The following is a 25,688-nucleotide window of genomic DNA, read 5'->3' on the forward strand; positions in this document are numbered from 1 at the left end:
GACTCTCATTTACGAGGCTGGGAAAAGAGCGGATTGGTCAACAAGGCGAGCTTTCCGGGAGCTGTCCGCCATAAGATATCTCCCGACGCTGCCCTGGAGCGCCGGCTTCGTCGAAGATCGACAGGAGAGGGCGCTATATCTGGAAGCGCGGGCGCGGCAGATGGCGTGTTGCAAAAACAGAAAGAGGCTCGCGCGACGACAAGACTGTAGGCCTGGGGCATATATTTCGATGCGCGAAGAGATCGGAGTTTGGGTGGGGGGCTCCTTGGCGACACCAACGCCGAAGCATTTTCACGCTGATAGTGAAGAGTTACCTTTTGAGCTGTTCAGTCCAACCTTCGCATGCGATTAAGGCGAGGGGCAGGAAAGGCTAACGCAAGACGCCCGACGCGCGCAGGTTGGCGATCTCGGCCGTGCTTACTCCGAGTTCGAGCAAAACCGCCTCCGAGACGTCAGAACCGCTGGTCATGGATTGGGGAACGGCCGTTGGAGTGCCCGAGTATCGCGGGGCCGGTGCCGGTTGTATCATCCCGTCAACGGTCAGGAAGTTCTGCCGATGGCGGTTATGGGGATGATGTGGGGCTTCGCTCAGGGACAGCACCGGCGCAAAGCAACTGTCGGTTCCCTCGAGTATTTCGCACCACTCCGCTCGGGTGCGCGCTTTGATGCGATCTTTCAGCGCTGCACGCAGCCGCGGCCAGCTTGCGGGATCGTTCTGCTGCAGACGGGCAACATCGTCCGGAATCCCCGCGCGTTGCAGGAGCTCGGCAAAGAACTGCGGCTCGATCGCGCCGACCGAAACAAAGTGACCATCGGCCGTCTCGTAGGTGTCATAGAAGGGCGCGCCGGAGTCGAGCAGATTTACCCCACGCTTGTCCGCCCATAACCCGTTTGCCCGCAGCGAATATATCATCGCCATCAGGACGGCGCTGCCATCGACCATCGCGCAGTCGACAACCTGCCCTTGACCCGTCCGGCTGGCCGCCAGCAGCGCCGCGAGCATCCCGAAGGCCAGCATCATGCCGCCGCCACCAAAGTCGCCGACCAGGTTGAGCGGCGGCGTCGGTTGCTCGCCCGCGCGGCCGACGGCGTGGAGCGCGCCCGATAGCGCGATATAGTTGATGTCGTGTCCGGCAGTCGTTGCATAGGGGCCATCCTGGCCCCAACCGGTCATCCGACCATAAACGAGGCGTGGGTTTGCGGCGAGGAGGATCTCGGGTCCCAACCCGAGCCGTTCCATCACCCCCGGCCGGTAACCTTCGATCAGCCCGTCTGCCGACGCGCAAAGACGTCGAACCAGATCCACTGCGGCGGATGATTTGAGGTCGAGCGCGAGGCTGCGTCGGGATCGGTTAAGGATGTCATGTTGCGGATCGATGGTGAGTGGGCCGAGGGTCAACCGGTCGATGCGGATGACGTCGGCACCGTGATCGGCGAGCATCATCCCGGCAAATGGGGCGGGTCCCAAAGCCGCGATCTCGATGATTCGCACTCCGGCCAGCGGGCCGCGCGCGCCGCCTGACGCGGGTGTGTCAGAGTGCACGGGAAATGATCTCCTGCATGATCTGCGACGTCCCGCCATAGATCCGCTGCACGCGCGCATCCCGCCACAGGCGTGCGATCAGATATTCGTTCATATATCCGGCGCCGCCATGGAGTTGCAGGGCCGCATCGACGACCATCCATTGGGTTTCGGTGTGCCAAAGCTTCGCCGCGGATGCCTCCGCCGTCGTCAACTGGCCAGCAACATGTCGGGCGACCGCCCAATCCATATGCGCCCAGCCGACCTGAAGCCGCGATGCCAGATCGGCCAAGGTGAACCGCGTGTTCTGGAAATCGAACACTGCCTGGCCGAAGGCCTGCCGTTCCCTGGTGAAGGAGAGTGCTTCGTCAAAGGCCCGCTGGGCGGCCGCCTGCGCGCAGATGGCGATCGACAGGCGCTCCTGAGGAAGCTGCGCCATCAGCTGGCGCATGCCGGCATTCTCCACCCCGAGAAGGTTGCCGACCGGCACCCGGACTTCATCGAAGAACAGTTCGGATGTGTCGGCCGCATGCTGCCCGATCTTGTCGAGATTGCGTCCCCGGCGGAAACCCGGTCGATCCGCTTCGACCAAAAGGAGGGAAATACCCTTGCCACCGCGCGCCGGGTCGGTCTTTGCGACCACGATGACGAGGTCGGCGGTCTGCCCGTTCGTGATATAGGTCTTGGAACCGTTCAAGACATAATCGTCGCCGTCCCGCCGGGCGATCGATTGAATACCCTGGAGGTCGGTGCCCGCGCCCGGCTCAGTCATTGCGATGGCCGTGACCACATCGCCGGTGACCATGCCCGGAAGATACCGATGCTTCTGCTCTTCCGTGCCGTAGTGCACGATATAATCTGCAACGATGTCGGACTGAAGGATGGTGCCTGCAACCAGCCCTGTGTAACTGAACTCCTCATCGATGACGGCGTTATAGCGGAAGTCGAGGCCAAGGCCCCCGTATTCGCTCGGCACCGTCGGGCACAGCAGCCCTGCTTCGCCGGCCGCCGTCCAGAATGTCCGCTCGATGATGCCCTCGCGTTCCCAGCGCTCGGCGTGCGGTAGCAGAGATTTTTCGACGAACCGCCTGACCGTTGCACGCAATTGCTGCAGGTCGGAATCCAAATCCGTTCGGTTCAACAAGCGCGATCTCCCTTCGCCAAATAGCCTGGACGGTCTTCGCGCCTTGTGTCGGCGCCGCCGGGAGTGATCCAATGTCTTGTTTGCCCACCCATTCGTGATAGGAATGGCTGTGCTGGATCCTCGTCTCCGTTATGTCGTCGCCGTCGCCACGGCAGGCTCGTTTACCGCAGGCGCTGCCGCCGCGGGGGTGACGCAGTCGACCGTGACCAAGTCGATCGCGGACCTGGAGCGCGAGGTCGGCTATGCGATTTTCGTTCGATCCGCGCGCGGCGTCGTCCTGACGGAACGCGGCTCCTACTTCGCTGAGCGCGCGAAGCTACTGCTCGATGACATGCGCAACCTGATGGATCCGGAGGCGCGCCGGCAGAACGCCTATTCCGGCATTCTTCGCATCGGGGTGGCGCCTGCGTCGATCGAGTGGGTCCTGATCGAAGCGCTCGTTCGCTTGCGGCGCTATCATCCCACCATCAAATTCGACGTGTCGGGCACCAGCTTCGACAGGATGATCCAGCAACTCAGGACGGATGTCGTCGATGTGGGGATCGGGATGAGCGGTGCATTCAAAGCGTGGGGCGATCTCGACAGCGGAGAGTTCGGGCATCTGGAAGTTTTGCCGTTCGTCCGCAACGGCCATCCGCTGCTCAAGATGGAGGAAGTGCGATTGGCGGATCTGGCCGCCTATGATTTCATTTCGCCGTCCGAATCACGGCCATATGGCGAGCGCATCCGCGACTTGTATCTGAACAATGGTGTCGCCTGGCAGGACCGTGTGCACGTCATCGATTATTTTCCGGGAGTGAAGCGGCTGGTCGCCACGTCGGACGCGATCGGAGTCATCGCGGCCCCGTTCGGGCAAAGACCAGGATTCCGCGCACATTTCACGCCGCTGCCCGACACCGGCCTCTTTCCAAGCGGCCCGCTTGCATACGCTTATCACAACAAGCGGGAGCCCAAGCCAGCCACGAGGGCATTCATCGCGGTCCTCAAAACCGCGGCGGTGACGGCGGGCCATTCCCGCAGAGAATAGTTGTGGATATTAGGACTTAGATTGTCCGGCTGACTCCTCCCATCATGCGTGAAGGTCACTAACGCACGAGTAGGATAAGAAGCGGGTGAGGATAAGCGACGTAACGGCGCGCGTGAAGCCATGGATGCGTTTCGACCTGGCGGCAAAGGGATTGCCCACGCCGCGCGCCAATCTGCCCTTAGCCGCCAAGTGGGCGTTTCGCGACGCGAGCTTGCCGCACTCCACGGGAAGGGCGCTTTCGCTCCAGGTTTTCAGTCGTCCGATGCGAAGCATCTTCGCCCTTCCGATTCTCTTGATCGCGATGGTGCCGGGTGCGGCGGTGGCGCAGGGCAAGCCGGTCTGTGCGGCGCTTGAAGACCTCGTCATACCATCGAGCGAAATCGGCCTTCCCACCAGGGGAGCCGTCGTCGCGCGCGCCAAGATGGTCGCAGGCGAAGCCCGGCACGGGAGTTACTGCCTCGTTCAGGGCGAGATTGCCCCGGTCGACCAAAAGGCGGCCAGCATCAAGTTCGCCATCGCGCTCCCCGAACGCTGGAACGCGAAGGCGCTGATGCTCGGAGGGGGTGGCTTTGATGGAATCATCCCCGACGTGGTGCACCAGCTTGCGCATGCCGCGCCCGGTGCTGTTCCGCCACTAGCCCGCGGATATGCGATCTTCGGCAGCGACAGTGGCCATCAGATGCAGACGCCGGCGGAAAGCAACTCAGTGCCGAACCAGGATGCCGCCTTCTTCGGGAACGACGAAACACGCCAGAATTATATGGCGGATGCCTTGAAGAAGACCCGCGACACCGCGTTTAGCATCATCGCCAAGGCTTATGGTCAAAAGCCGACCAGGTCCTACTTCATCGGAGGGTCCAAAGGCGGAAATGAAGCAATGACCGTGACCGGCCGCTGGCCGAACGACTGGGACGGCGTGATCGCTTATTACCCGGTTCGGAGTTACACGCTCTCGATGCTGAGCGTGCTTTCGGTCGCTCAGACGCTTGCCGCACCGGGCGCATATCCCAACCTTGTCAAGCGTCGCGTTCTGCACGACGCGGCGATCGAAGCCTGCGATGCCCTGGACGGGGTCACGGACGGGATTATCAGCAACATTGTCGCCTGCCGCGCGCGCTTCGATCCCTCCACGGCGGACCTGCGCGGTGTACCTGTCCGCTGCGCAGCTGGGCTCGACACCGGTGATACCTGTTTGTCGGACACGCAAATACGGGCGCTCAAGCGGATCGGCTCGCCCATCACGTTCCCGTATCTTCCGCGCGGCCAAGACACGTTCCAGGGTTTCGACCTGCTGTTCGTCGGATTGGGGAATTCCAGCGCCTCGTCGCTGGAGCCGTATGTAGCCGCTCAGCTAATCGGCTCCACCGCCCCGAAATTTCCCTCGGCTGAGGGTAATGGGCGCTATTTCGTGGGTGCGGACGACTTCTTCAGGTTCGCGGTCGCCAACGACAACGCCTTCAATTCGCTCGCGATGAATCTCCAGGATCCCGGCCCGCTTACCGCGCGCCTGCAGGCGCTGGCGGCCAAGGACCAGATGAATGAGACCAACGCCGACGAGGATCTGTCCCCGTTCGCCGCGCGTGGCGGAAAACTCATTCTCATCCAGGGCACGGAAGACCTGATGGTAAGCAGCCGCGCCACGGAAGCTTATTATAACCGGCTTAGAAAAACGATGGGCGCGACGAAAACCGATCAGACGGTGCGCTTCTATCTCATCCCCGGCTACGGGCACGGCGTCTCGACGGTTTTCAACGCGCGTGGAGACGAGTTGAGCCTTCTGGAAAACTGGGTCGAGAAGGGTGAGGACCCGGCGGATCGCGCGGCCGTGGTCGACGTCACCGGCGTTCCCGGCCGGACGCGGCCACTGTGCCGCTACCCGGCGTGGCCCAAATATACAGGCGCAGGCAACGCGAATGATGCAGCTTCCTTCAAATGCGTGGTCGGATCAGGGAGCTAATCGAGAGCGGTGGGGAACCTGGTATTGGAGACGGTCTCCCCACCGCACGTCTACGCCGATGCAGGGCGGACAAGATCGCTCGGCTCCGCTCATGCTCGGGAATGATCCGTTGCAACCGGAGCGGCTTGTCCGCGCGTCGCGTCGGGGCTGCATTTCGAACCATCAAGGAAATCCGTGTCCTCCCCTTGTTCGCGGGTTCGACGAGGCCTTGGCCGCCCGCACTGAATATCTATCCACCAGGAGTTTTCATGACCCAAGCCTTCATTTTCGATGCCGTGCGCACACCGCGCACGCCCGGCAAAAAGACCGGCGAACTGCACGAGGTGAAACCTATCGAATTGGGAGCCACCCTCCTCAGGGAGCTCCATTCGAGGCACGATTTTGACACGGCGTATGTCGATGACGTGATGATGGGCTGTACCGGTCCGATCGGCGAACAGGGCGGGGATGTCGCCAAGACGATCGCTCTCCACGCGGGATGGGACGAGCGCGTGCCGGGGGTTCAGATGGACCGCTACTGCGCATCCTCGCTCGATGCCGTGAATTCAGCCGCGCAGAACATATTATCGGGGTGGAACAATCTCATCGTCGCGGGCGGTGTCGAGAGCATGTCGCGCGTTCCCATGGCGTCGGCCGGGGGCGCCATCATGGGCGATCCCGAGTTCGCGATGGCGCATAAATCGGTTCCGCAGGGCATAGCAGCCGACCTGGTGGCAACGCTGTCGGGTCACACGCGCGACGATCTGGACGCCTATGCGCTGACGTCCCAGGAATGGGCAGCCCGCGCGCAGGACAACGGATATTTCGATAGATCCGTCGTTCCCGTGAAAGACCGCAACGGCATGGTGATCGCCGACCGGGACAGCTTCATCAAGCGCGACACATCGGCAGAAAAACTGGCCGCTCTCAAGCCTTCCTTCGTTCAGATGGGGGCGCTTGGCATGGACGATCATGTTCTGCAGAAGTTTCCGCACCTCCAGGCAATCACCCATGTGCATACGCCGGGCAATTCGTCAGGGATCGTCGACGGTGCGAGTGCCGTCCTCATCGGCAGCGAGCAAGCCGCCAAGGATCTCGGGCTGACGCCGCGGGGCCGGGTGGTGGCGGGCACCGTGATCGCGAGCGATCCCACGCTCATGTTCCATGGCCCCGGACCCGCCTCGCACAAATGCCTGAAGATTGCGGGCCTGAAGGCGAGCGACATCGATCTGTGGGAACTCAACGAGGCCTTTGCCTCGGCTGTCCTCAAATACATGGAAGATATGAATCTCGAGCGCGAGCAGATCAATGTGAACGGCGGCGCGATCGCGCTTGGCCATCCGCTTGGTGCAACAGGCGCCGTGCTGGTCAGCACGATGCTGGATGAACTGGAACGCCGCAACCTGAAGCGGGCCATGCTCACTTTATGCGCAGCCGGCGGCATCGGCATCGCGACGATCATCGAACGCGTCTGACGCAACCCATCAAATTCGAAAAAATCAGAGGAATGAAGATGAGCGTGTTCGACTATAGTAAAGATGTGGACGGAATCGTCACCATCACCATGGATATGACCGGACCGGTCAATGCGATCAATGATGAATACAATGGCGCGATGGCGGAAACGCTTGCGAAGCTCGAAGCCGAGACTGGCTTGCGCGGCGTCATTTTCGCGTCTGCCAAGAAGACCTTCTTTGCCGGGGGCGACCTGAATGTCCTGCTGGCGGTGGAGCCTGGTTCCGAGGCAGAATTGTTCGAAAAGGTCGAAGCGGGAAAGCAGCTTCTACGTCGCCTCGAAAAGCTTCCCGTTCCGGCCGTCGCCGCGATCAATGGCGCCGCCCTTGGTGGAGGGTTCGAACTCTGCCTCGCGTGCAATCGCCGCATCATTTGGGACGACGAGAGCGTCGAAATCGGCTTGCCGGAGGTCGGACTCGGCCTTCTGCCCGGAGCGGGTGGTATCGTTCGGCTGACCAACCTCCTGGGTTTGGAAAAGGCGTTGCCTTACCTGATCGAGGGCAAAAAGGTACGCGGTGGCAAAGCCGTCGCCTCCGGCTTGGTGCACGAGTCGGTTGAGACGCTCGACCAACTGCTTCCACAGGCGCGAAAATGGATCCTGGAGACCAACGATCAGGACGGCGGAGTCCAGCCCTGGGACAGCAAGGGCTTCAAGATTCCGGGCGGCAATATCTGGAACCCGAAAGTCGCGCAGACCGCGCTGATCGCGCCGCATATGCTGGTGGCCAAGACGCGCGGCCTTATGCCGGCGCCAGAGCGCATTCTCGAAACCGCGGTCGAAGCGGTCACAATCGGTTTCGATGCGGCGCTCAAGCTCGAGTCCAGGAGATTCGTCTCGCTGGTGACGACGCCGCAGGCAAAAAACATGATCACCACTCTGTTTTTTCAGCTGAACAAGGTGAATGGTGGGGCAAGCCGCCCCGACGCGATCGCGCCAACGTCGATCGCCAAGCTTGGCGTAATTGGCGCCGGCATGATGGGACAGGGCATCGCCTATGTTGCCGCGAGCCAGGGAATCGAAGTCGTCCTGAAGGATGTCTCCCTTGAAGCCGCCGAGAAGGGGAAGACATATTCGGCCAGATTGCTGGACAAGGCGATCAGTCGGGGACAGGCCGATGAGGCGAAAAAGGAACGTGTCCTCTCCCTCATCAAGGCCAGCGCGGAAGATAGCGACCTCAGGAATTGCGACCTCATTATTGAGGCCGTGTTCGAAGATATGGAACTCAAGAACAAGATCGTGAAGAGTTCCGAATGCCAGCTAGCCCCCGGCGGCGTATGGGGTTCGAACACCTCCACCTTGCCGATCACCCGGCTTGCTGCGGCGGCGGAGAAGCCGGAAAATTTCGTCGGCATCCATTTCTTCTCGCCGGTCGACAAGATGCCGCTGGTCGAGATCATCTGCGGCGAAAAAACCAGCGACGAGACGTTGGCGAAAACATTCGACTTCGTTCGCCAGATCAAGAAGACACCCATCGTCGTGAAGGATAGCCTGGGTTTCTTCACGTCCAGGACGTTTGCCGCGCAGCTGACCGAAGCCGCGCAGATGGTCGCCGAAGGTCTTGATCCCATTCGCGTGGACAATCTCGGCAAGGCGATCGGGATGCCGGTCGGACCTCTCACCATCAACGACGAGGTGAGCCTGAAACTCGGTGTGCAGGTCCGCCAGACCCAGATCGCGGCTGGTCTTATTGCCGAGGAGGACGAACTGCGTGTCGAGGCTTGGGAATTGCTGAACAGGCTCGTTCTTCAGCACAATCGAGGCGGACGCCACCATGGCGATGGCGGCTATTATGACTACTCGCAGGACGGTAAGAGCATATGGCCCAAGCTTCGGGAGCTATATTACCTGCCTGAAGTCGACGCGGCCGTGTCGGATATCGATATCAAGGACCGCCTGCTTTTCAGTTGCGTTGTCGAGGCTCTCAAATGTCTCCAAGAAGGTGTCCTGCGCACCGTGGCGGACGGTAACGTCGGATCGATCTTCGGGATCGGAGCGCCGCCGTGGACTGGGGGGTATCTCCAGTTCGTGAATACCTACGGCCTCGAAAAATTCAGCGCGCGGTGCGATGAACTGGCCTTGCGTTACGGCGAACGATTCAAGGCACCCGCCATCGTGGCTGAAAGAATTCGGTCCGAGGAGGTGTTCGCTTAAAAAGGCTCGGGAAGGCTCGGCGGCCCGGCGCGGCGCCGCGAGCCTTTGCGATCAAACGCTGCGCCAAAGCAAATGGTGAGACGATCTCTGATGATCGATCAGCACCTTATAAAATCTGGAGACATAAGCATGGAGAGGGATCAAGGCAGTTCATCCCTGACGTTATCCGCGATCGACGATGCGCCGGCCTTAACCCCGATCGAAATGATGTATCATTGGGAGCGGGAAACCCCCGATCTTGTCTTTCTTCGACAGTCGCTGGGCGATGGCAACTGGACTGAGCAAAGTTGGGGCGCCGTAGCCCATCGAGTTCGACGCCTCGCGCGATATTTGGAAAGTAAGGCGCTTCCTCGCCACAGTAACATCGCAATCTGGTCAGCAAACAGTGCGGACTGGATCATCACGGATCTGGCGATCATGATGTCCGGGCATGTGAGCGTGCCGCTGTTCTCGGGGCAGAACGCGGACGAGGCGAACTTCATCCTCGAGCAAACGCAAGCGACAGCGATATTCCTGGGGCCTTGCGGGCGCGAGGCGGAGTTGGACAGGGCAATTCCCGCTTCCGTTGAACGTATCGGCATGTTCGGCGTCCGGGGCGGGTGCCATCGCACGATTACGGATATCGTCCGCGATACCCAACCGATGACAGCCAGCCCTGTCCCGAATCCCGAAGACCTGATGACGATCGTCTATTCATCGGGCACATCAGGCAGACCAAAAGGTGTCATGCACACGCATGCGACGCCTGGCCGGGTGTCACCGCTCGTCGCCCGGATCCTGGGTATGACGGTATTTGATCAGAGCGATCAGGATGGTCGCACGCGGCTGTTTTCCTATTTGCCCTTGGCCCATATGGCGGAACGCGGGCTGGTCGAGATGACGGCGCTTTATACAAACGCCGTCGTGTCGATCTCTGCCGGGCAGGACAATTTTTCCGCGGAAATTCAGTCGGTCCAGCCGACCTTTTTGCTCGCCGTCCCGCGTTTGTGGAGCAAATTCAAGGCTGGTCTTGAAGCCACCGTACCTGCACAAGCTCTCGAAAATCCGTCCGAAGAGATCAAAGTCGCGCTGAAGCAGCGGCTGGGCGTGGCCTCTGCCAAATTCGTGATGACCGCCTCGGCGGCAATCCCGGTCGAGGTCCACAAATGGTTCCTCAAGCTCGGCATCGAGCTTCGCGAAGCCTATGGGATGACCGAGACATTTGCGTGCGGCGCGGTGTGGCCGCTGGACCGCGAGCCAATCCCGGGAAGTGTCGGCATCTCCAATATGCTCGCCGACCTGAAAGTCTCGGAAACCGGCGAGGTGCTGGTCAAGTCCGGCGGCATGATGCTGGGATATTACAAGAATCCCCAACTGACCGCGGAGGCCTTGGACCGCGGATGGTTCCATACCGGGGATCTCGGCCGCATTGACGCCGATGGAAGCCTGTATATCACCGGGCGGATCGGGAGCGTCTTCAAGACGGCCAAAGGGAAATTCTGCGAGCCCGAAAGGGTTGAGAAATATTTCGGCGATTTGGAGGAATTGGAGCAGGTCGTCCTGATCGGCCGTACGCTCGCAAATTTGGCGATCGTCGCAACATTGACGGCGAGTGCCAGAACGCGTCCTCGCGAAGAACTCGGCGCCAGTCTCGTCGATGCGCTCGAGCGAATAAACGCTGGCTTACAGTCGCATGAAAGGGTGTCCCACATCTTCCTTTCGGACGTCGAATGGAGTGCCGACAATAATCTTCTGACGCCGACGCTAAAGCTCAGGCGACTTGCGCTGGAGGAATACTACCGGTCTGCCGTCGAACCCATGCTTTCGGGGGAAGCGGTGCAGTGGGTCAAGGTTTGAACGCCCGTATGACGCGGTAGGCCGAATAGCATTTCGGATCGGGCACGGCCACGGTGATATGATCATAATGCATATCTGATTACGTTTAACAGAGGTTGCTTGAGGGCAGGGGCTGACCCACTCTTGCCTCACTGCATCATCAGGAGCGCCAGGCCGCCGCTGTCGGGTGGTGGCAATGCCGATGTCCCACCTTTGGAGGCGTACGATTTAATGTACCTGGACCGCCTGCGCGCCGTCACGCCCCTCTTGCTCCTTGTCGCCCTGCTCGCCGCCATTCTCGGTGTTGCCCGTACATCAAAGCACAGCACCGACCTCGAGCGCATCCGGGCGTCGGGCATCCTGAAGTGCGGCTCCCACAACGGGATCCCCGGCTTCTTCTTCTTCAAAACGAATGGGCAGCCGGCGGGCCTCTCGGTGGATTTCTGCAGGGCTTTGTCCATCGCGGTTTTCGGAGACGTGAACCATGTGCGGCTCGTGCCGATCTCGATGCAGTCCCGATTTCTGGCGCTGCAGTCGGGAGAGGTCGATGTCTTGCTTCCCCCCACCGCGATGTCGATCAAGCGCGATACCAGCTTGGGGCTGACCAACGTCGCGACGCTTGTGAACAACGGGGTCGGCTTTCTGGTTTCCAGGAAACTGAATGCCACATCGGCGCGCGACCTGGACGGCAGGACGATATGCGTCATTCAAGGCAGCACGATGGAACGCGCGATCGTGGACTATGCCCGGCCATTCAACATCACGATCGCGACGCGTCCCTATGACAATCTGCAACTGGAGCGTGCCGCGTTCTTCAGCGGCCGCTGCGACGGCATCGTCGATGATTTCGTCGCTTTGCAAGGTGATGTCGCCGCCGCACCGGACCCGGCGAGCTACGTCGTATTGCCTGACAATATCGCCAAGGAGCAGGACGGCGTCATGGTGAGAAGCGGCGATGCCAGCATGGAAAAGCTCGCCAGATGGACGTTCTATGCCATGGTCCAGGCCGAGGAATACGGCATCGACCAGAAGAACGTCGATGCGATCTATCGGAGCCGCGCCAGCCCGGAAATACGCAGGTTTTTGGGAACGGAAGGCGATTTCGGCAAGGCGCTCGGCACAGCGCGCAACGACTGGACCTATCAGATCATTCGCCAGATCGGGAACTATGGCGAAATGTTCGACCGCAGCCTCGGCAAGGATGGCCTTGGGGTGGACCGGGGAAAGAACCGTCTGTGGAAGGACGGCGGCATGATGATCAGCGAGATGTGGCAGTAAATGCCGGGCGACATGTCCCACGCGGTCGCCGCGCGCTCATCCCGCGAAGCGTCACGCCAGGTCGACCGCTTGGTAGCCCTGCTCTATGCAGCGTGCCTGATCGCCGCGAGCGTGCTGGCGGCAGTCTATATTGAAAACCTCTACGTCCGACGGGGTATCCAGTTCGGGTTCCGGTTCCTTTCCGAGCCGGCCGCGATCCCCATCGACCATCCGCCGATAGCCTATTACGCCTATACCGACGGCTATGCCCGCGCCCTCCTCGTGGGGGCCATCAACACTCTCAAGGTGTCATTGTCGGGGATTGTCTTTGCGACCCTGCTCGGCGCGGCGCTCGGTCTCGCGCTCCTGGCCCGGCATCCGCTCGTTTCCCTGGTTGCGCGGATCTATATCGAGGCGCTTCGCAACGTACCGATCCTGCTGCAACTGATGATCTGGTACGCGTTGCTGCTCCATTTGCCCGCGCGCGATCGGCCCCAGGCCCCGGAGTCGACGTTTGTGCTATCGAACCGCGGGCTGAGCGTGCCGATGCTCGGCGCGGAGCTGTCGCCGGAATTCTGCGCGCTGATCCTGGGGCTGAGTGCCTATTTCGCATGCTACATCGCAGAAATCGTCCGATCGGGTGTGCTTGGCGTGCCGAGGGGGCAGGTCGAAGCGGCCCATGCACTCGGGCTGCGCCCGTTCCACCGGGCGACAAGGATCATCCTGCCGCAGGCGCTGCGGCTGATCATCCCGCCCCTGGGCAATCAATATGCCAATCTCGTCAAAACGAGCAGCATGGCCGTCGCTATTGGCTATCAGGATATCGTCTCGATCGCCAACGCCACGATGACTCAGACCGGTCAGGCGCTGGAGGCCATCCTGCTGATCATGGTGGTGTACCTGACGATCAATTCCGCAATCGGAATCGTTCTGTTCCTGTATGAACGCTCGGGTAGCAACCGTGCGCGCTGAAACGCCGACCCTAGCCCCAGCGGCACGCTCCCGGCGGCATCGCCTCATGCAGAGCGGGCTGTTCGACGGCTGGGTCTCCTCGCTGGTGACGTTGGCGGGAGGGCTGGCGGCTCTTGCGGCTATTTTCGCAATCTCGCGTTGGGCGATTTTCGATGCGGTCTGGCCGTTTTCGCCCGTGCCGGGCAATGGGACCGTCCCTGCTGCCTGCCTTCAGCGCGCGGGAGCCTGCTGGCCCGTGGTGGCGTCCCACGGCCGATTCATCCTGTTCGGTTCCTACCCTGCCGGCGGCGCGTGGCGGCCGCTGGTCGCGACGATCCTTTTGCTCGGGCTCTACCTCTATTCGTTCACCACGCGACTGCGGGGGCGCCATCTTCCGTTACTCTGGCTCGGCGTCTTCGCGTGCGTGTTGCTGTTGCTCGACGGCCGCTACATCGGCTTGAGCCGGGTCCCGACCGACGATTGGGGCGGGCTCGTCCTGACACTGGTCCTGGCGACCGGCATCATCCTCGGTGCGCTTCCCTTGGGCATTGCGCTGGCTCTCGCACGATTACCATCGAGCCCGCGGCCGATCCGCTTTCTGGCGACGCTATATGTCCAGCTCCTGCGTGGTATCCCGCTTATCAGCGTGCTGCTCGTCGCGGCCTTCGTCCTGCCGCTGCTAGTCCCGGCCGTGTTGGTCCCGGATCGGCTGGACCGCGCGCTGGTTGCGCTGATCCTCTACAATGCCGCCTATTTCGCCGAGGTGGTGCGGTCTGGCTTGCAGGCGCAACCAACGGGACAATGGGAAGCGGCGACGGCGCTGGGGCTGTCCTGGTGGCAGACCGTCAGCCGGGTAATCATGCCGCAGGCGCTCCGCATGATGGTCGCGCCGCTGGTCATCACCTTTATCACGGCTTTCAAGGACACGTCGCTGGTGCTGGTGATAGGCCTGTACGATCTCCTCACCTCGGCGCGCACAGCCATTGCCGATCCTGTCTGGCAGGATTATTTCATCGAAGTCTACGTGGCGACCGCAGGCCTTTATTTCCTGTTCTGCTTCGGGATGTCGAGGCTCGCGGTCCACCTGCAAGCGAGCGTGGCGCGCGCGCGGTGATGGGTCCTTCGGACGGGGCGCCGGTGGAAATGGCGAAACGGCGTAAGCTCGTCAGTGCTTGTGGAGGATCTGGGCGATGAATGCCCGGAGCCGATCGGTCTTCGGATCGCCAAACATCTGTTCCGGCGCCCCGCTTTCGATGATCTCGCCGCGGTCCATGAATACCACGCGATCAGCGACTCGCCGGGCGAAGCCCATCTCGTGCGTCACGCAAACCATGGTCATGCCGGTATCGGCAAGGCTAACCATCGTATCGAGAACTTCCTTGATCATTTCCGGGTCGAGCGCCGAGGTCGGTTCGTCGAACAGCATGATCTTTGGCTGCATGCACAAGGCGCGCGCGATGGCCACACGCTGTTGTTGCCCACCCGAGAGCTGGCCCGGATATTTGCCGGCCTGGTCGGGAATCTTGACGCGTGTGAGATATTCCATGGCTAGTTGTTCGGCCTCGCGCCGCGGCATCTTGCGCACCAGGGTTGGCGCCAGCGTACAATTCTCCAGGATCGTCAGATGCGGGAACAGGTTGTACGCCTGGAATACCATGCCGACTTCGCGCCGGATCGTATCCAGCGCGCGCGTGCTGCCGGTCAATTCGGTTCCTTCGACGACGATGCGCCCGGTCTGATGATGCTCCAGCCGGTTGATACAGCGAATCATCGTGGATTTTCCGGAACCCGACGGTCCGCAGACGACGATACGTTCGCCCGGCGCGACCGTCAGGCTGACGTCGCGCAAGACGTGAGTCTTGTCATACCATTTGTTGACCCGGTCGAGCATGATGGCTGCCGGAGCCTGGCCGTTCGCTACTGCGGCGCTTTCATGGACAGCGCCCAACATCTCGCTCATGGGTCGGCGTCCTCCTCGTCGATGTTCTGGAAGAAAGTCGTCGCAAGGGAATTACAGGCTCGAGCAAAGTATTCATCAACCCGCTTGTCGGCATATCCGAAAAACAGCGCGGGTTGCGACAATATTGGTCGATTGTCAGGTCCGCCACGTATGTTGCGGGGCGTATCCCAACATCCGGCGAGCCTTCTCGATGCCGATCAGTGTCTCGAAGTCGCCGAGTCCGTCCTTGATCGGGGTATCGGGGAAGGCGTCGGCAAGCAGGGTGCGGTTCGGTTCGCGCATCGCCGTATCGGCTGCGGCGATCGTAAAGACTTGCGCCCCCGTGAGATCCGATTCGAGCGCCAGACGGCAAGCCTGGGCGGCGTCGCGCGAATCCACCCATCCCCACAAATCCCACTTCTTGAGCGATTGATTCCCCCAGTAATCGGGGATTGTGCCGTATTCCGCAGGGTCGAAGACATGCGAGATCCGCAGTCCCATAAAGCTGGTATGCGGATTCCAGCGATGCATTTCCTCGGCCATCGTCTCGCACAGCATCTTGGCGAGGGCATAGCCGGTTTCCGGTACCTGCGGGTGGTCCTCGTCAATAGGCACATAAGCAGGCGTGGCGCGGGTCATGGGGACGCCGTATATCGTCTCGCTCGAGGCCCACACCACCCGCGAGATCCCCGCGCGCGTTGCCGCGCTGAAGATGTTGTAGGTCGACATGATGTTGTTCTGGAATGTGACGGTGTCGGGCGCGATGCTCGACGTCGGGATACCAGCCATATGGATCACGCCGGTCGTGGTGCCGAGCGGTGTGCGGCGACGGTCGACGGTCCCCGCCGCCATGGTGATGGCCTCCACCGCCTGACCGAAATCGGTGAGATCCGCCTTCATGAAGTGGCACAGCGGCTCTGGAGGCGGTGCCACGTCCACATTCATGACGCGGTAGCCGCGATCGAGCAGGTCCCGGATCACGGCACGGCCGACCTTTCCGCTGCCGCCCGTAACAACCACAGAGTTCATAAGCGAAATCATTCCTTCTACGACGTGGTCGCCGCCGGCACTCACCCAGGAGGGCGCGGTCAGTCGATGATGGCGACAGATGCGAGCCTGCAACCCCGTGCGACGGACGTTGCAGACCGGTTTTGGCGACTAGCGCCCTGTTCCACTACATCGATTGTGCCAATCTCTTGCACGATGCTGCCACGGAGCGGGCTGCGCCTTCCTTGACGGGAGGCAGGATGGCACAGCGCGCATTAGGAAAAACAGATGCACGAAATAATCAACAGGATGTGCGATGTCGTGGATCGACACGCCACGGAACCGCGCTTCGCGACTCCAATAAGCGGTCTGCGTCTCTTTCGGATGCCCACCAGCGTCGAGAGCATGCACCTGTTTTATAATCCACGTGTTTGCATCATCCTGCGTGGCAGCAAAAAGGTCGACCTGGCAGGAGCGCATTTCGATGCGGACCCTGCCACCTTCTTGATCGTTACTGTGGACTTGCCGGTCTCGTCGCGTGTGTTCGCTGCGCCCGACGATCCGTTCCATATCGCCTTGACGCTGGACCTTGACCGGGGCCTGCTCGCCGAGCTTCTTCAGCGCCAGCCGAGTCAGACGATCTCGTCCACGTCGCTCGCCGGATTGAGTGCCGCGCCGATGACCGGGGAGCTGCTGGGCGCCTTCGCCCGGCTGCTGGACCTGCTCGACCATCCGGAGGACTTGGACGTGTTAAGCCCGCTGTTGCTGCGCGAGATCCACCACCGGATGCTACGAAGCGCTTCCGGCGCTTTGCTGGCCCAATTCGCCGTGAGCGGATCGCATCTTTGGCAGATCGCCAAGGCCACCAGCTGGATCAGGGCGAACTTCCGCGAAGCCGTCAGCATTGAGACGCTCGCCGAGCTTGCGGGCATGAGCGTCACCTCGTTCCATCGCCATTTCAAGGCGGTCACCATGATGACACCGATTGAGTATCGGACGCAGTTGCGCCTTCAGGAGGCGCGGCGAATGCTCCTGTCGGAGAAGCCCACGGCCGCGGTCGCGGGTCTGGCCGTCGGATATGACAGTCAATCACAGTTCAGCCGGGACTATAAGCGGGCTTTCGGCGCTCCGCCAGCGACGGACGTCGCGCGCCTGAAAAACGCCGGATAATGCCCTCGTTCATGCGCTGCGCGCCCGGACGGATATCGCAACGTCGTTGATTAAAGGAGGAAAAATGTCCCAATCTCCTTCGCCGGTCTGGTTTGTCACTGGCTGCTCGAGCGGTTTCGGCAAGGCGCTGCCTTTGCAAGTGGCATATTGAGCGTCGCCTTGCTGGTTGGGGCGGCCATGTGCCCGACCTGTTGGTGTGTTGTTGACGGCGATCCGTGATCCTGAACCAGTCGCCGGAAGCGGGTGATCGCAGATTTAAATCAGCATTCCTGGCTTAAAGAATACCGGTGGATTGGTGTCAGGTCTTCGTCCAATTCAAAGACGATCGGTTCTCCCGCCGGAACACCGAGGGCTGCAATCTCGCTGGGGGTCAGGTTCGAGAGATGTCGGACAAGGGCGCCGACTGAATTGCCGTGCGCCGAGACGAGCACGTTTTTGTCTGCCCTCAATTCGGGCGCGATGCGCGCATTCCAATACCGGATGACGCGATCGGTCGTGTCGCTCAGGCACTCGGCATCCGGCAGTGGAACACCAGCGTAGCGACGATCCCTAGCCAGATCCAACTCGGGATCGGCGAGCGGGGGCGGAGCGATATCGAAGCTCCGGAGCCAGGTTTGCATCCGGTCGTTGCCATGCTTGAGCGTCGCTTCGGCTTTGGTCAGCCCGGTCAGGGCACCATAATGCCGCTCGTTCAGATGCCAGTTCTTCTCGATTGGCAGCCAGTCCTGCTGCATCACCTCAAGCGCGAGGTTCAAGGTTCTGATCGCGCGGGTCTGCACGCTGGCGAAGCAGAAATCAAATTCGAAGCCCTTTTTCTCGAGCAGCGCCCCGGCGGCAACGGCCTCCGCCACGCCTTGCGGCGTGAGATCAACATCCCACCAGCCGGCAAAGCGGTCGTCCAGATTCCAGGCGGCCTGGCCGTGGCGGAGGAGGACAAGGACTGGCATCGCCTATGGCAACTCGGAGACTTTAGGGAGCTGTCCCCGGTAATTGGCGAGCGGAGGGTCGACGTCGCCGGCTTCATATTGCTCGATCGAATGTGCAACCCATCCGGCGCATCGGCCCAAAGGATAAAGATATTCGCGGCTGGGAAGGCCGATAACGCGCGCGATCAGATCGTTGACCATGCCGTGCCCCGGGTGCCGACCGAGTTCGGCCTCGGCATAGCTGAATGCCGCCATCACCTTCACGAACAAGGGGTGGTCGCCGCGTATTCGTCCCAGATCGTCGAGTGAACGATTCGCCCTTGGATCGCCATTTACATAAGGCCAGGGGAACCTGAAGCCAGGCAGGTCCTCGCCCTCCTGCATCCGCCTGGCAATCACGGATTGCGGATCGGAACTCGCTGCGAGTTCGTCAAGCAACCGACCGATTGCAGCCCGGTGCCCAAGAACATTCCGCCGGCCAGGGGCGATGGCGAACCCTGCCAGCACCGATCGGTACGGCGTCACGCCGGTGCTGGCCACCGCGCGGACGGCGTAGGTTCCGGCGCCAAAGCCATGATCGGCTGAAATCACCAGGACGCGGCGGATCAGGTCCGCCACCTCGTCCTCGCCACCGCAGAGGGCCGCCGTCTGGATGTGGAGCGGCTCGCTGCTCGTCACATCGCGTCCGGCAAGGATCGCGGCGTACCAGCGCAGCAGATCGGCACCGGTGCGGCACAATCCCTCATGGGTCAGGTCATAGGCACGCGGATTGGCGCGCTCAACGAACGGCAGGATGCCGATCGCCTTGTCGGCAATGCTGACGTCTTTGAACACCTTGTACAGATCGCGAAGTTCGGGCGGGGCGACGGCCGCATTCGGCCCGAAAACGGCATCCCGTCTGATATCCCACAGCAAGGCTGCCGTGTCTTCCAGCGTGTGCGTCTCCGACAATTCTATCGCGCTCTGGCCGCGATAATAAGGGCCCTCCGGGGTTACGAGCGTGAGTTTTGACTCCTGCAGAGTGTCGCGCGCGGGCGGGGATGGCTTTTCACCCTTTCGCTTTCGTATGTTGTCGATGTCGGCCTTCCAATATTGCCGCTTCTTGGTTCCCGGAACCCGCTGCGATCTGATGCCCCTGCGGCTGATGTAGGTGTACAAGGTTGTCAGGGACACGCCGAGCTCCGCCGCAGCTTGCTCTGCATCAATATAGAGTTCCACTAACACACCTTGCAGTTACGACATCTAACGTCGACCTAAAGCCAAACACGGCCTGGAGCAAGTGACACGTGTCAGGTCGAACGCACGCGCTTCTTCCACGTTAATCCGCCATCTGTGGGTCGTTGCAACACGAACTGCGCCTTACCAATATCGACAATCTGCGTCGATATTGACGATATAAGTTTGATCGACATATGACCGAGACCGGTTGCTGTCTTGATCGGTACGAGCCGGATCACGTTAACGCCACACCTCATGTCCGGCGATCCGCGGCGGAACGATGTTGCGAATATCGATGACGAATGCACCACGAAAATAACGGCGGAGGGATGTGTTGGCTGAAACTAGGATCAAGCAAGATACCGGGTACGCCTGGTTTGTTGCGATCATATTGTGCCTCTGCAACGCGTGCAGCATCATGGATCGGTCGGTCCTGTCGCTCCTCGTGCACCCCCTGGAAAAATCGATGGGGCTCACGGATACCAGCATCGGATTGCTGCAGGGCGCGGCGTTCGGCGTCACCTTCGGCATTGTCGGGCTTCCGCTGGCACGGCTTGCCGACAATGGGCACCGCCGCAACATCATCATCATCGGTGTCGTCGCATGGAGTCTCGCCACCATGGGGTGCGGGTTTGCGCGGACATTGCCCGAGCTGTTCATCGGCCGGATGTGCGTAGGGATCGGCGAAGCTTTGCTGATGCCCTCTGCGGTCTCCATCCTTTCGGATTATTTCTCGACGCGGCGGCGGACTCGGGCAATCAGCCTCAATTCCATGGGGGTTTATCTGGGTAGTGGCCTCTCGTTGCTGGCGGGCGGGACGTTGATCCGTATGCTTGGTGCCGACAGTGTCGCGCGGACCTTCGTCGGTCCGCTCGAGACGTGGCGGATCGTCTTCATCCTGATCGGCCTTTCCGGCTTCCTCCTGATCCCCCTGTTGCTTGCGGTGAAGGAACCCGAGCGGCTGTCGAACGATGGCGTCAGTGCGTCGGCAAAGACAAGCTTCGCCGACGTCCTCGTCATCTTCCGGGAAAAGCGCGTCGCGCTGTTCAGTGTCATCATGGGCTTCGCGACGCTGGTGCTGGCGCACCACGCAGTCATTGCGTGGGCACCGACCCTGTTCGTTCGTGCTCATGGAATGGATTTGGCGAAAACCGGGCAAACCCTGGGTCTCGTCAACCTCGTCATGAGCCCGCTCGGAGTCATCACCGGTGCCTTCCTGTCGGAGGTCCTCGATTCTCGTTGGAACCGGCGCGACGGCAAGTTGATCGTGGGCATCGTGTCGGGCCTGCTTTGCGCCGCGGCGGCGTTCATGGTGACCATCCTGTTCAAGAACGGCGCGCTCATCGCGTTCGCCGTGCTGCAGTTCGCGGTCACCTTCAACTTCGGCCTGACGCACGCGACGCTGGCAGAACTCCTGCCGAACCGCGTACGCGCCTTCGGAGCGGCTTGCTTTATCGCCGCGAGCAACATCTACGCCGCGACGCTGGGCCCGCTCTCGGTCGGCTTGCTTGACGACCAGGTGTTTCACGATCAGGCGCAGCTTGCCCTCTCGATCCGCTGGATTTCGCCGCTGGCGTTTCTGCTCGGCGCGGGGATCCTCGCTATGGGTCTCAAGCCGTTTCGCGCGGCGACCATTCAACCAGCCGGGGCGGGCCGAGATCCTGCTCCGCTTGCTTATGCCGTGGCGGAGGCGGCATCGTGACGGAGACGCCGGCATTTTCCGCGGTCAAGGTGTTCGTTCCCACCGGACAGCTCGGATCGTCGGGCGTTCGTCCCGAGGAAATCGAAGCGGCGATCGCGCTCGGCATGGATGTGATGGCAATGGACGCGGGGTCGACCGATAGCGGCGCGGCCTACCTCGCGACCGGCAAGTCGAAGAACAATCGCTCGATGGTCAAGAAGGATCTCCTGCTGCTCATGGAGGCGCAGAAGCGGACCGGCGCGCCCATCCTGATCGGAACCGCAGGTCAGGCCGGGGGCGATATCAACGTCGACTGGACGGTGGATGTCGTTCGTGAGGTTGCGCGGGAACAGGGTTACGCGCCGAAAATCGCGGTGCTGAAATCCGAGCAGTCCAAGGAGACGATCAAGGCCAAAAATGCCGCGGGCAGGATAAGGCCGCTGCCACCACTCGGGCCACTGGCGGACGAAACGATCGATGAATGCGAACACATCGTGGCGCTGATGGGTCCGGAACCGTTCATTGCCGCGCTCGAGCAGGGGGCGGATATCATCGTCGGCGGGCGGAGTACGGATTCCGCGGTCCTGGCGGCGTATCCGCTCTGGAAGGGAGCGCCCGTGGGCCCGAGCTGGCACGCCGGTAAGACCGCCGAGTGCGGCGCCTTGTGCTCGGTCAAGATGGCGCCCGCGAACGGGTGCTTCCTGACGATCCACGCCGATGGGTTCGACGTCCAGCCGCTGGTCCAGGCCAATAAATGTACGCCGCAAAGCGTGTCGGCGCACATGCTCTATGAGAACAGCAACCCGTTCCGCCTGACCGAGCCAGGCGGGGTGCTCGATGTGACGAACTGCGACTATCGCGATGTCGACGGTCGCCAGGTTCGGGTCACCGGGTCGGTTTGGGAACCCAAACCCTATACCATGAAGCTGGAGGGCGCCGCCGGAGGGCGTTACCAGACGATCATGCTCATCGGCATCGCCGATCCGCTGGTGCTCGAAAATCTGGATTTGTTTCATGACAAGATGCATTCCGTGCTGGTGAGCCGGGTGAAGAATGCGCTTGGAGACTCAGCCGGGGACTTCGACATTTCGCTCCGTATCTACGGATGGAATGCGGTCTCCGGCCGCGCGGTGCCGGAGGGAACGCCACCACCGCCGGAGGTCGGCGTCTTGTGCGTCATCACGGCGCACGACCAGGAACTGGCGAACCAGATCGCGCGGGCGGCCAATGCCGCCTTCTTCCACATGCCGTTGTTCGACGGGATGGAAACCCCGAGTTATGGTTTCCCCTTCACGCCATCGAGCAGCGAGCGTGGGCAAGCCTATGAGTTCAAGCTGAACCATGTCGTGGAAGTCGGCGACCCGCTCGAACTCGTCCGCACGGAGTGGATCGACCTGTCGGCTACGATCGCGAAGGATGTCGTCCATGCCTAAGCTGGGCGATGTCGCCAGTCATGTGCGATCCAAAGTTGCCGGACCGTTCTGGGTCACGATCGACGTTTTCTTTCCAGACCGGGACAGTTACGCCCGATGGCACGACAATCCGGCGCTCCGCCGGGAATCGGTCGCCAAGATCTATGAGGTCGCTTCCGATACGGTGTCGATCTATCCGGTCGAGAAGCTCAACATGGTGAAGATTTCCTATCCCCGCGCAACCCCGCAAGGAGGCGTAACCGAGCGCGACCTGCATTCGGGACAGCAATTCGCGTATCTGCTCGAAGTCGAAATGGCCTAGGCGGGGATGCTCCGGGCCGAAGGCCTGATCGTGGCGGGGCTGAAGCTGGAACGAGACAGGATCCGCTTGGTGATGCGCTGTCTCCGGAAGCGGCGACGCTGCATCAAGGTTGGATCGGCGGTTCCGCCTTTGTCGGGTTCGCCGCCCCTGTTGCCAACTGAACGCCGGGACCGATTATCGTGATCGACGCGGGACTTCACATTTCGGCTCCATGGACCGCCCCGGCGCTGGCGCTGTCGATCGGCTATCTCTGCGGATCGATCCCGTTCGGTGCGATCCTCATGCGCCTTGTTGGCGGGGGCGACCTGCGTGCGATCGGCTCGGGCAATATCGGCGCCACCAACGTGCTGCGCAGCGGGCGCAAAGGTCTGGCGGCGGCGACGCTGCTGCTCGATCTCGCCAAGGGCTGGTGCGCGGTGTGGTTCGCCTCTCGTCTCCTGCCAGGGCAAGGCGACGTGGCCGCCGCCGCGGCTGTCCTGGGGCATTGTTACCCCGTCTGGCTGCGCTTTAGCGGCGGCAAGGGCGTGGCGACGACGATGGGCGTGGTCCTCGCCCTCCACGTTCCGAGCGGGTTGATCTACGCCGCGTCGTGGCTGGCGCTGCTCGCGGCGCTGCGTGTCTCTTCGCTCGCCGGCATGCTTGCGGCGCTGAGCGCTCCGGTCAGCTTCGCGAGTTTCGGTCGATCCGACACGCTGGTGCTGGTCTTCGTCGCGCTGCTGGTCCTGTGGAGGCATCGTAGCAACATTGCGCGGCTCATCGCGGGAACCGAGCCGCGCATTGGCGGTGCGCTGAGAAGTACCGGATGATCTGATCTTCCCATCCCAGCAACAAGCCGGTTCACCTGTGCGTCATCGCGGACCTGTTTGTGGAAATTATTGAACAGGAGAACCTCAATGCAGAGTATCGGCAAGACTTCGTTCAAAAATGCAATCGCGGTGTCTGCGCTGGCGGCGGGTATCTTTTTGGGCTCGGCATCGGTTGCTCATGCCCAGGCGGCCGAATCGGGCCAGGCTGTCTTCCAGCAACATTGCGGGATGTGCCACAATATGGCCAAGAACGGCATCGGTCCCAATCTGTCCGGAGTGGTCGGCCGGAAAGCGGGCAAGGCGGCGGGATTTGCATATTCGCCGGCGCTCGCCAAATCCGGTTTAACTTGGACACGGGCGAAGCTCGATGCCTTCCTTGCTGCGCCGCAATCCGTGGTGCCCCGCACCCGGATGCCGATTATGACTCCCGACGCGGGTCAGCGAAAATCGATTATTTCCTTCCTTGCAAACCGAAAATGATTTGAAACGAGGCTTGGAGGTGGGGGTATTCCGCGCGTCGTCAGGTGCACATCGCCGCTTCGGGAAGGGCTGAACGGCATATGGCGATCACCGCATCTCCGCCGCCGCAGCAGCGGCATGGTGGCAATTTCCGATCGCTGCGCCACCCCAATTTCCGGCGGTGGTACGTTGGGTCGATGGTCTCGAACATCGGCACCTGGATGCAGTTCGCTGCGCAGGACTGGCTGGTACTGACCGAACTCACCCATCACGACGCCCGAGCCGTGGGCATCGTGATGGCGCTGCAATATGGCCCGCAATTCGCGTTGCTGCCCTGGACGGGGACCGCGGCCGACCATCTCGACAGGCGCACGCTGCTGATGTTGACGCAGGGCATCATGGGGCTGCTGTCGCTCGTGCTGGGCGTGTTGGTCATAAGCGGTACGGTCCGCTTGTGGGAGCTTTATTGCCTCGCGCTGCTGCTCGGCTGCACCGCCGCCTTCGATGCGCCCGCCAGGCAGACATTCGTCGGGGACCTGGTCGGCGAAGACGATCTGGCCAACGCGGTCGCGCTCAATTCCACGTCCAACAACGCGGGGCGCATGATTGGGCCTGCGCTGGCGGGAGTCTGCATCGGTGTGTTCGGCACCGGCTGGGCGTTCGCGGCCAATGGGATATCATTCGGCGCGGTGCTCGTTTCGCTTGCCGGATTGAAGCGGGATCAACTGCGCAACCGTGTGCGGCAGGGGCGGAAGCGGGGCGCGCTGTTCGATGGGTTTCGCTATGTCGGCTCGCGATCGGATCTGCGCGCGATCGCGCTGATGCTTTTCCTGTTCGGCACATTCGGTCTCAACTTTCCGATCTACGTCTCCACGATGGCCGTCAGTGTGTTCCACGCCGACGCCATGCATTACGGGATCCTGAGTTCGGCGGTCGCGATCGGCACTCTCGCGGGCGCGTTCCTCGCGACGGGGCAGGGGCGGCCGCGCCTCGCCATCCTGACGAGGGGCACCGCATTGTTCGCTGCGGCGAGCGCCTTTGCGGCCTTGGCGCCAAGCTATTGGATATTCGCCGGGACGCTGGGGGTGATGGGATTTGCCGCCGTGACCATCGCCAATCGCTCGAACACGCTCATGCAGCTTTCCTCGGATCCGGCGATGCGGGGGCGGGTGATGGCTATTCGTCTCGCCATTCTATTGGGCGGCACGCCGGTCGGGGCACCGTTCGTCGGGTGGATTGCGCAGGATTTCGGTCCGCGCTGGGCGTTGGGTGTGTCCGCGCTGGCCGGTCTGGTGGCGATGCTGATCGGGTTGCGCCACCAACGCCGTTCAATGCCTCAGGCGATCCCGGCGTTGAACTTGGATGAAGATGGGGACGCCTCGCAAGGTTGACGCGACGCAGGGACAGCGCCGGCACGACCCATCAGTCGCGCCGGCGCTGTCCAGGCGT

General features: G+C 61.6%; 21 protein-coding genes. 15 read left to right on the forward strand and 6 right to left on the reverse strand.

Annotated elements, in window-relative coordinates; all coding sequences use genetic code 11:
* Positions 1–370 precede the first annotated feature (370 nt).
* Together ABD050_RS25820 and ABD050_RS25825 are read right to left on the reverse strand one after the other, a co-directional pair.
* A complete protein-coding gene (locus tag ABD050_RS25820) occupies positions 371–1,543 on the reverse strand; it encodes a CaiB/BaiF CoA transferase family protein (RefSeq protein WP_343892428.1) in 1,173 nt (390 codons plus the stop codon).
* On the reverse strand, positions 1,533–2,666 hold the full coding sequence (locus tag ABD050_RS25825; protein ID WP_343892429.1) for an acyl-CoA dehydrogenase family protein: 1,134 nt from the start codon (positions 2,664–2,666) through the stop codon (positions 1,533–1,535). The genes ABD050_RS25820 and ABD050_RS25825 overlap by 11 nt, the downstream gene beginning before the upstream one ends.
* Positions 2,667–2,769: 103 nt before the next feature.
* On the opposite strand from ABD050_RS25825, the gene ABD050_RS25830 reads away from it, so the two are divergent.
* From ABD050_RS25830 to ABD050_RS25865, 8 genes are all read left to right on the forward strand, one after another.
* Positions 2,770–3,693 carry a LysR family transcriptional regulator gene (locus ABD050_RS25830; RefSeq protein WP_343892430.1) on the forward strand — a complete coding sequence of 308 codons (924 nt, stop codon included), beginning with the start codon at positions 2,770–2,772 and terminating at the stop codon, positions 3,691–3,693.
* A 124-nt stretch (positions 3,694–3,817) separates the two neighbouring features.
* On the forward strand, positions 3,818–5,650 hold the full coding sequence (locus ABD050_RS25835) for a tannase/feruloyl esterase family alpha/beta hydrolase (protein ID WP_343892431.1): 1,833 nt from the start codon (positions 3,818–3,820) through the stop codon (positions 5,648–5,650).
* 248 nt (positions 5,651–5,898) lie between these two features.
* Positions 5,899–7,104: an acetyl-CoA C-acetyltransferase gene (locus ABD050_RS25840; RefSeq protein WP_343892476.1), complete on the forward strand. Its 1,206-nt coding sequence runs from the start codon at positions 5,899–5,901 to the stop codon at positions 7,102–7,104.
* A gap of 38 nt (positions 7,105–7,142) precedes the next feature.
* Positions 7,143–9,296: a 3-hydroxyacyl-CoA dehydrogenase NAD-binding domain-containing protein gene (locus ABD050_RS25845; protein WP_343892432.1), complete on the forward strand. Its 2,154-nt coding sequence runs from the start codon at positions 7,143–7,145 to the stop codon at positions 9,294–9,296.
* A gap of 90 nt (positions 9,297–9,386) precedes the next feature.
* Positions 9,387–11,132, forward strand: a complete 1,746-nt coding sequence (locus tag ABD050_RS25850; protein WP_343892433.1) for an AMP-binding protein — start codon at positions 9,387–9,389, stop codon at positions 11,130–11,132.
* A 210-nt stretch (positions 11,133–11,342) separates the two neighbouring features.
* Positions 11,343–12,389, forward strand: coding sequence for a transporter substrate-binding domain-containing protein (locus ABD050_RS25855; protein WP_343892434.1), 1,047 nt, complete (start codon positions 11,343–11,345; stop codon positions 12,387–12,389).
* Positions 12,390–12,401: 12 nt separating this feature from the next.
* Positions 12,402–13,340 (forward strand): ABC transporter permease subunit, encoded by a 939-nt coding sequence (locus tag ABD050_RS25860; RefSeq protein WP_343892435.1) that lies wholly within the window; start codon positions 12,402–12,404, stop codon positions 13,338–13,340.
* 46 nt (positions 13,341–13,386) lie between these two features.
* Entirely contained in the window at positions 13,387–14,433 is a 1,047-nt protein-coding gene (locus ABD050_RS25865; RefSeq protein WP_343892436.1) for an amino acid ABC transporter permease, read from the forward strand.
* Positions 14,434–14,484: 51 nt separating this feature from the next.
* On the opposite strand, the gene ABD050_RS25870 is transcribed toward ABD050_RS25865, so the two are convergent.
* Positions 14,485–15,210 (reverse strand): amino acid ABC transporter ATP-binding protein, encoded by a 726-nt coding sequence (locus ABD050_RS25870; protein WP_343892437.1) that lies wholly within the window; start codon positions 15,208–15,210, stop codon positions 14,485–14,487.
* A gap of 204 nt (positions 15,211–15,414) precedes the next feature.
* Positions 15,415–16,287, reverse strand: coding sequence for an NAD-dependent epimerase/dehydratase family protein (locus tag ABD050_RS25875; protein WP_343892438.1), 873 nt, complete (start codon positions 16,285–16,287; stop codon positions 15,415–15,417).
* A 267-nt stretch (positions 16,288–16,554) separates the two neighbouring features.
* On the opposite strand from ABD050_RS25875, the gene ABD050_RS25880 reads away from it, so the two are divergent.
* A complete protein-coding gene (locus ABD050_RS25880) occupies positions 16,555–17,415 on the forward strand; it encodes an AraC family transcriptional regulator (protein ID WP_343892477.1) in 861 nt (286 codons plus the stop codon).
* Positions 17,416–17,675: 260 nt separating this feature from the next.
* Here ABD050_RS25880 and ABD050_RS25885 read toward each other — a convergent pair whose 3' ends face one another.
* A complete protein-coding gene (locus ABD050_RS25885; RefSeq protein ID WP_343892439.1) occupies positions 17,676–18,362 on the reverse strand; it encodes a 2,3-bisphosphoglycerate-dependent phosphoglycerate mutase in 687 nt (228 codons plus the stop codon).
* A gap of 3 nt (positions 18,363–18,365) precedes the next feature.
* Entirely contained in the window at positions 18,366–19,559 is a 1,194-nt protein-coding gene (locus ABD050_RS25890) for a citrate/2-methylcitrate synthase (protein WP_343892440.1), read from the reverse strand.
* 331 nt (positions 19,560–19,890) lie between these two features.
* On the opposite strand from ABD050_RS25890, the gene ABD050_RS25895 reads away from it, so the two are divergent.
* The 6 genes from ABD050_RS25895 to ABD050_RS25920 all read left to right on the forward strand — a co-directional run bounded on the left by ABD050_RS25895 (position 19,891) and on the right by ABD050_RS25920 (position 25,630).
* On the forward strand, positions 19,891–21,261 hold the full coding sequence (locus tag ABD050_RS25895; RefSeq protein ID WP_343892441.1) for an MFS transporter: 1,371 nt from the start codon (positions 19,891–19,893) through the stop codon (positions 21,259–21,261).
* Positions 21,258–22,673, forward strand: coding sequence for an acyclic terpene utilization AtuA family protein (locus ABD050_RS25900; RefSeq protein ID WP_343892442.1), 1,416 nt, complete (start codon positions 21,258–21,260; stop codon positions 22,671–22,673). Before ABD050_RS25895 ends, ABD050_RS25900 begins: the two co-directional genes overlap by 4 nt.
* On the forward strand, positions 22,666–22,974 hold the full coding sequence (locus ABD050_RS25905) for a DUF4387 domain-containing protein (RefSeq protein WP_343892443.1): 309 nt from the start codon (positions 22,666–22,668) through the stop codon (positions 22,972–22,974). The genes ABD050_RS25900 and ABD050_RS25905 overlap by 8 nt, the downstream gene beginning before the upstream one ends.
* Before the next feature lie 179 nt (positions 22,975–23,153).
* Entirely contained in the window at positions 23,154–23,780 is a 627-nt protein-coding gene (gene plsY, locus ABD050_RS25910) for a glycerol-3-phosphate 1-O-acyltransferase PlsY (protein ID WP_343892444.1), read from the forward strand.
* Between the two features lie 87 nt (positions 23,781–23,867).
* Entirely contained in the window at positions 23,868–24,260 is a 393-nt protein-coding gene (locus tag ABD050_RS25915) for a c-type cytochrome (protein WP_343892445.1), read from the forward strand.
* An 80-nt stretch (positions 24,261–24,340) separates the two neighbouring features.
* Positions 24,341–25,630, forward strand: coding sequence for an MFS transporter (locus ABD050_RS25920; RefSeq protein ID WP_343892446.1), 1,290 nt, complete (start codon positions 24,341–24,343; stop codon positions 25,628–25,630).
* The last annotated feature ends 58 nt before the right edge of the window (positions 25,631–25,688 follow it).

Source organism: Sphingomonas oligophenolica, from assembly GCF_039522915.1.
GTDB lineage: Bacteria > Pseudomonadota > Alphaproteobacteria > Sphingomonadales > Sphingomonadaceae > Sphingomonas > Sphingomonas oligophenolica.

Coding starts and splice junctions, on each gene's coding strand:
- ABD050_RS25830 (WP_343892430.1), top strand. CDS start 2,770: ATGGCTGTGCTGGATCCTCGTCTCCGTTATGTCGTCGCCGTCGCCACG.
- ABD050_RS25835 (WP_343892431.1), top strand. CDS start 3,818: ATGCGTTTCGACCTGGCGGCAAAGGGATTGCCCACGCCGCGCGCCAAT.
- ABD050_RS25840 (WP_343892476.1), top strand. CDS start 5,899: ATGACCCAAGCCTTCATTTTCGATGCCGTGCGCACACCGCGCACGCCC.
- ABD050_RS25845 (WP_343892432.1), top strand. CDS start 7,143: ATGAGCGTGTTCGACTATAGTAAAGATGTGGACGGAATCGTCACCATC.
- ABD050_RS25850 (WP_343892433.1), top strand. CDS start 9,387: ATGATCGATCAGCACCTTATAAAATCTGGAGACATAAGCATGGAGAGG.
- ABD050_RS25855 (WP_343892434.1), top strand. CDS start 11,343: ATGTACCTGGACCGCCTGCGCGCCGTCACGCCCCTCTTGCTCCTTGTC.
- ABD050_RS25860 (WP_343892435.1), top strand. CDS start 12,402: ATGTCCCACGCGGTCGCCGCGCGCTCATCCCGCGAAGCGTCACGCCAG.
- ABD050_RS25865 (WP_343892436.1), top strand. CDS start 13,387: ATGCAGAGCGGGCTGTTCGACGGCTGGGTCTCCTCGCTGGTGACGTTG.
- ABD050_RS25870 (WP_343892437.1), bottom strand. CDS start 15,210: ATGCTCGACCGGGTCAACAAATGGTATGACAAGACTCACGTCTTGCGC.
- ABD050_RS25875 (WP_343892438.1), bottom strand. CDS start 16,287: ATGAACTCTGTGGTTGTTACGGGCGGCAGCGGAAAGGTCGGCCGTGCC.
- ABD050_RS25880 (WP_343892477.1), top strand. CDS start 16,555: ATGTGCGATGTCGTGGATCGACACGCCACGGAACCGCGCTTCGCGACT.
- ABD050_RS25885 (WP_343892439.1), bottom strand. CDS start 18,362: ATGCCAGTCCTTGTCCTCCTCCGCCACGGCCAGGCCGCCTGGAATCTG.
- ABD050_RS25905 (WP_343892443.1), top strand. CDS start 22,666: ATGCCTAAGCTGGGCGATGTCGCCAGTCATGTGCGATCCAAAGTTGCC.
- ABD050_RS25915 (WP_343892445.1), top strand. CDS start 23,868: ATGCAGAGTATCGGCAAGACTTCGTTCAAAAATGCAATCGCGGTGTCT.
- ABD050_RS25920 (WP_343892446.1), top strand. CDS start 24,341: ATGGCGATCACCGCATCTCCGCCGCCGCAGCAGCGGCATGGTGGCAAT.